The following is a 4,182-nucleotide window of genomic DNA, read 5'->3' on the forward strand; positions in this document are numbered from 1 at the left end:
ATTCCTTCAGCAAGATCAATCATCCCAGCTCAGAAGGGCATCTCGTCTTCTCAGCGCCGAACCGTTACCCATCACCACCGGTGGATTGAGGCTTAAGCGGGATACCCGTGCCGTAAAAATGACCGCCCGTATCATCAGCTCCGCCGTCGAGGATGTGAATTCCGTTGAGTTCCGGGAGATGGATGTCTGCCGGGTTGGGCGTATCCCCGACGACATGGTCCCACGCGCCGGCCTTGGCAAACTGCTGGCGAGGAAGGTCGGCAGTGGGTCGAGGGGGGCCGAACGCGCACGGCCGTCAGGTTTGGCACGCGCGCTACTGGAGGAAGCACCCGTCGTGGGAGCCGGGCTCACTCCGATGCTGCTCCCGTACGTCCTGATCTGATCAGAGCAGCGGCCAAGCATCTGCTGCGCCTGGAGGAGCTGATCACAGGCCACGCCGTAGCCCGCCAGAACCTGCTGTGCCTCGACGTCCTCGGTTCCGTCCAGCACCGCGAGGCCATCTTTGGCCTCTTCCCCGACGAACAGGGCGATGTTGATTTGTTCCGTCGCTTCGGCGAGCTTGCCAAGCACGAGGCTCAGCGCCTGGCCCACGTCCTCCACGGCAGACATGGGAGGGATCATGCTGGAGGCCCCTGACGCCGCTCCGCAGTTGAAGGACTACCCCTGGTCAGAACCGAGGGCGACGGTTGTGGTGTTGCGTTGGTACGTTGACCTGCATGGCCGACACCACCGCCCCTGTCGTCACGGCTACGCAGTCGTCTGCGGTTTTCGACGTACGTGAGAACCGGCACGAAGACGTGCTTGACCGTGCCGAGCGAGTGTTGGGCGTGCGGCTCGATCGGTCGTCCGTGGTGTACGGAGAACACGGGGCCACGGAGGGGTTCCGCACCAGCAACGGCACTTGGGTGAGAGTGGAACGCCGACAGCGGTGGCGGATCAATAGCGCGGTATGGATCGGCTTGGAAGCTGCGGCCACGATTCGTGGGGTCAAGAAGCCCGAGTGGTTCCAGAGCGCTACGTGGTCCGATCCGGCTAGGGATGTCGTGTGGCGCGTGGACGAGGTGGAGCTGATCAACGCCCCTGTGGTGGGCGATCTTGCGACGGCCACAACGCTTCCGGATCCGTGGTGGACAGGCTTGCGGGAGTCGCTGGCCGCGCTGGGGGCGCACCCGACCGAACGGGTCGGCATGAGCCAAGCTCACCTCACCAAGAGGATCACCGAGGTCTTCGATGGCGTCGATACCGTCGTGGACGAGTGGACGACCGCGCACACGGACCTGCATTGGGGAAACCTCTCCGTTGAGGGCCACATCATCGACTGGGAGGACTGGGGCGCGGCTCCGCGTGGGCACGATGCCGCGACTCTGTGGCAGTCGGCACTGCCTGATCCCCAGCTGGTTGCGCGGGTTCAACACGAATTCGCCGCTGATCTGGAGACCCGTTCGGGCAAGCTCGCGCAACTGTTGCAGTGCGCGAACGCGATCCGGGTTGCCGCCCGGCGCGGAGCGCCGACCCCCCTGTCGGAACCCGCGCGGGCGGCTGCGGACGTTCTCCTTGCTGAGCTACGGGGTGCGTGAACCCGCGCCGATGTAGCCCGCTGCCAGTTTGTCGGTCAGCTCGCCGCACAGCCCCTCGTCGAGCAGGGTCTTGGCGAGCACTGCGGCGTCGACTCCCGTTGCCTCAGCGACCTGTTGAACGTTCGCCGGGTTACCTGACAGCAGCTGGCGCAGCGCCGGTTCGGCCCTGGCTGCGAAGGTCAGTTGTTTGCCCACCGCGAAGACCTCGACCGTGGAGTCGGTGACGTCGATGCGCGGTGGGAAGTCGGTCACGCATACGACGTCGGTGATCGGCCCGAACATCCCGCCGGTCCGGACGTGCCGCCTCGATGGGCGTTCCTGTTCGCGGGTAGCGAGGTACACCTCCTGCGGATACTCGGCCAGGAGCATCGGAACGCGCGCGGCGAGCGCGGCCGAGCTGCCGTCGCGGTCCAGGTCGTGCCGGAACGCTTCGTCGGTGCGGGATCGGTCTGCGACCCACGACAGCCAGTCCACCCCGGTGCGCTTCACGAAGCCGAACGTGGCGTGCAGGCTGTAGCCCGCGCCGTCGCCGGACCGGTCGGTGCGGGTGGCCTGGTGCCAGTAGCCGCGCGGGATGTGCATGACGTCTCCGGCCCGCATAGTGCCAGCCCACACGATTTCCTCGGGTGGCTCACCGGAGTGTTCGGTGTCGCGGTACATCGGAGCAACGCGACTGGTGCCGCGCACCTCCCAGGACTTCTCGCCGCCGAGCTGCACGATCAGGACGTCATGGTCGTCCCAGTGCAGGTTGAACCCCGCAGCGTCGGCGGTGGTCAGGTAGGTGTTCACCTGCACCAGCTCGCGGGACCACCACTGCAACGCCTGGCAGGCGATCTCCATCGTGGGATCGAACGAGTCGAGCGTGTCCAGCACGACGGTGCAGCCGTCGGTGAGGAACCGCGAGAGACGTTCCATGCGCACCATCGACAAGCTCTGCCCACGGCGGGTCACCGTGTTGCGCAGGTACCGATCCGGGTGCAGTTCTTCACCGTGCTGGAACACCCGGAACTGGGGAAATGCCAACGCCCGGCGCATGATGACATCCAGCAGACGCGTCGGTGTCAGTATCCGTTGGCACACCTTGGGATCGCCCATGCGGCCATGAGCGAACCCGGTGCCGAGCGGTCGAGAATCGTTCCACCCCAACGCTTTCTCGATCGACTCGATCAGAATGTGGTCCACAAATCCCTCCAGTCGTAAGAAAGGTGGGCAGGCCGACGAGCGCGCCTCGGCCTGCCCACCGTCACTTCGCGGTTACTCCGGGATGTTCAGCCCGTCGCCGCCCTGATCGCCGTGACCGTCGCCACCGTCGGACTTGGACGGGTCCCCGTGCGAGAGGTCCACGCGATCACGCACGACCGACACGTTCTGCACGCCGAGCACCAGGTTGCTCTGCTCTTCCATCTGCTTCCCTCCTTTCGTTGCTCGTTGTTCACGCCGGCGCGAGTCGCCAGCGCTGCCTACCTCCGGCCAGGCGCCGTTGCCTGCCCGGAGGAAGTCCCGGACTGCTGGCTCAGAGAATCCGTCGCAGTCCTTCGAAGGACTGCATCAGCTGCGGTCGAGTCGACTTCGCAAACTTCCGGTGGAGTGGGCGTTCCTCCACCTGCGGCAAGACCTGCGTCGGCAGGTCGCCACTGAGGTCACCGGACCAGGCCGTGACAAAGCCGTCAGGTGTCCGCTCGGCCGCATGCCTACCCACGATGGCCACCGGCCTACCGGGCATCAGAGAGGTCCGGGTAGCAGCAACAGGCCACTGAACCTACGTCGGCTGATCGTCGGCGCTCCGGGAAAACCGTGCGGCGGCAATGCCAGCAGCTCGGTGATGACCGCCTCGACGCTCCCAGTGTGCTGCCACAACGGGTCGCCGTCCGGATAGTCCTCGGTTCTGATCCGCGCCGAGCTGGCTTCGTTCATCCCGCGGATCGTGAAGCTTTCGACCACGCCGTAGTTGCACCACCGCTCGGCGTAGATCGCGGCGATCTCCTGGCCTTCGCCCTCGCTCAGGTGCAGGAATTGGAACCCTGCGTCAATCGCCCGCAGGAGGGCGTCGTGGTGCGGGGCTTCTTCGCTGGTGAATGGAGTCGGCGGCATGAGCATTCCTCGGGGTGGTGGTACACGGCGGGCCTGCCGGTGTCGGGGGGTTCACCGCGACAGGCCCACCGTGGCCGGGCTCTGGCCAGTCCGTTCGGGGGGAGTGACAGACCGACCAGAACGTTTGTGGAGCAGACGCCGCATCAGCGACGACTTGCGGTGGCGATGACGACGCAGGTCCGACTGGAGATCGAAGCCGGTCATCGTGGCGCGGGCCCGAACGCAGAGTTCGCACCGATGGCAACGTCTGCCTGAGGGGACGGTCAGCGAGACCGGCGTGACCGAGTGACCACAGATGGCTTGGGCGTCCCGCCCGCCGTGGCATGCCTGTGTCGCCTCCTCGTCGGTGACCGCATGGCTGCGGCCGTCGGCGCCGCTCGTGAACCACGTGATGAACAGGCGTTGGGATTGCAGAGTCAGAGCAATGCTGGAGACCTGTGGATCGGCTGGGAAGGGGCGTACCTTCCCAGTGATCGGATGCAAGGTTCCAAGCATGGCCAGCGCTGCAACGCTG

Annotated in this window: 6 protein-coding genes; 1 reads left to right on the forward strand and 5 read right to left on the reverse strand. The window is 65.8% G+C overall.

The features are described 5' to 3' along the window. Positions 1-15 precede the first annotated feature (15 nt). A complete protein-coding gene (locus AC07FN_RS45745) occupies positions 16-609 on the reverse strand; it encodes a hypothetical protein (RefSeq protein WP_478401356.1) in 594 nt (197 codons plus the stop codon). Positions 610-716: 107 nt separating this feature from the next. Here AC07FN_RS45745 and AC07FN_RS45750 point away from each other — a divergent pair, with 107 nt between their 5' ends. Next, positions 717-1,577: a phosphotransferase gene (locus tag AC07FN_RS45750; RefSeq protein WP_478401357.1), complete on the forward strand. Its 861-nt coding sequence runs from the start codon at positions 717-719 to the stop codon at positions 1,575-1,577. Here the strand turns inward: AC07FN_RS45750 and AC07FN_RS45755 are convergent. From AC07FN_RS45755 to AC07FN_RS45770, 4 genes are all read right to left on the reverse strand, one after another. Then, positions 1,563-2,612, reverse strand: a complete 1,050-nt coding sequence (locus AC07FN_RS45755; protein WP_478401358.1) for a JmjC domain-containing protein — start codon at positions 2,610-2,612, stop codon at positions 1,563-1,565. The genes AC07FN_RS45750 and AC07FN_RS45755 overlap by 15 nt on opposite strands. Positions 2,613-2,831: 219 nt before the next feature. After that, complete coding sequence (locus tag AC07FN_RS45760; protein ID WP_478401359.1) at positions 2,832-2,981, reverse strand: hypothetical protein; 150 nt, start codon at positions 2,979-2,981, stop codon at positions 2,832-2,834. 318 nt (positions 2,982-3,299) lie between these two features. Continuing rightward, positions 3,300-3,668, reverse strand: coding sequence for a hypothetical protein (locus tag AC07FN_RS45765; RefSeq protein WP_478401360.1), 369 nt, complete (start codon positions 3,666-3,668; stop codon positions 3,300-3,302). Between the two features lie 51 nt (positions 3,669-3,719). Then, the coding region (locus AC07FN_RS45770) for an HC3 family zinc finger protein (RefSeq protein ID WP_478401361.1) at positions 3,720-4,182 on the reverse strand (463 nt) is incomplete at its 5' end.

It is taken from the genome of Saccharopolyspora sp. NPDC045941 (assembly GCF_056431445.1).

Bases quoted from the DNA above. Each gene is read 5' to 3' on its own strand.
- AC07FN_RS45745 (WP_478401356.1), bottom strand. From the start codon at position 609: ATGTCTGCCGTGGAGGACGTGGGCCAGGCGCTGAGCCTCGTGCTTGGC.
- AC07FN_RS45750 (WP_478401357.1), top strand. From the start codon at position 717: ATGGCCGACACCACCGCCCCTGTCGTCACGGCTACGCAGTCGTCTGCG.
- AC07FN_RS45755 (WP_478401358.1), bottom strand. From the start codon at position 2,612: ATGCGCCGGGCGTTGGCATTTCCCCAGTTCCGGGTGTTCCAGCACGGT.
- AC07FN_RS45760 (WP_478401359.1), bottom strand. From the start codon at position 2,981: ATGGAAGAGCAGAGCAACCTGGTGCTCGGCGTGCAGAACGTGTCGGTC.
- AC07FN_RS45765 (WP_478401360.1), bottom strand. From the start codon at position 3,668: ATGCCGCCGACTCCATTCACCAGCGAAGAAGCCCCGCACCACGACGCC.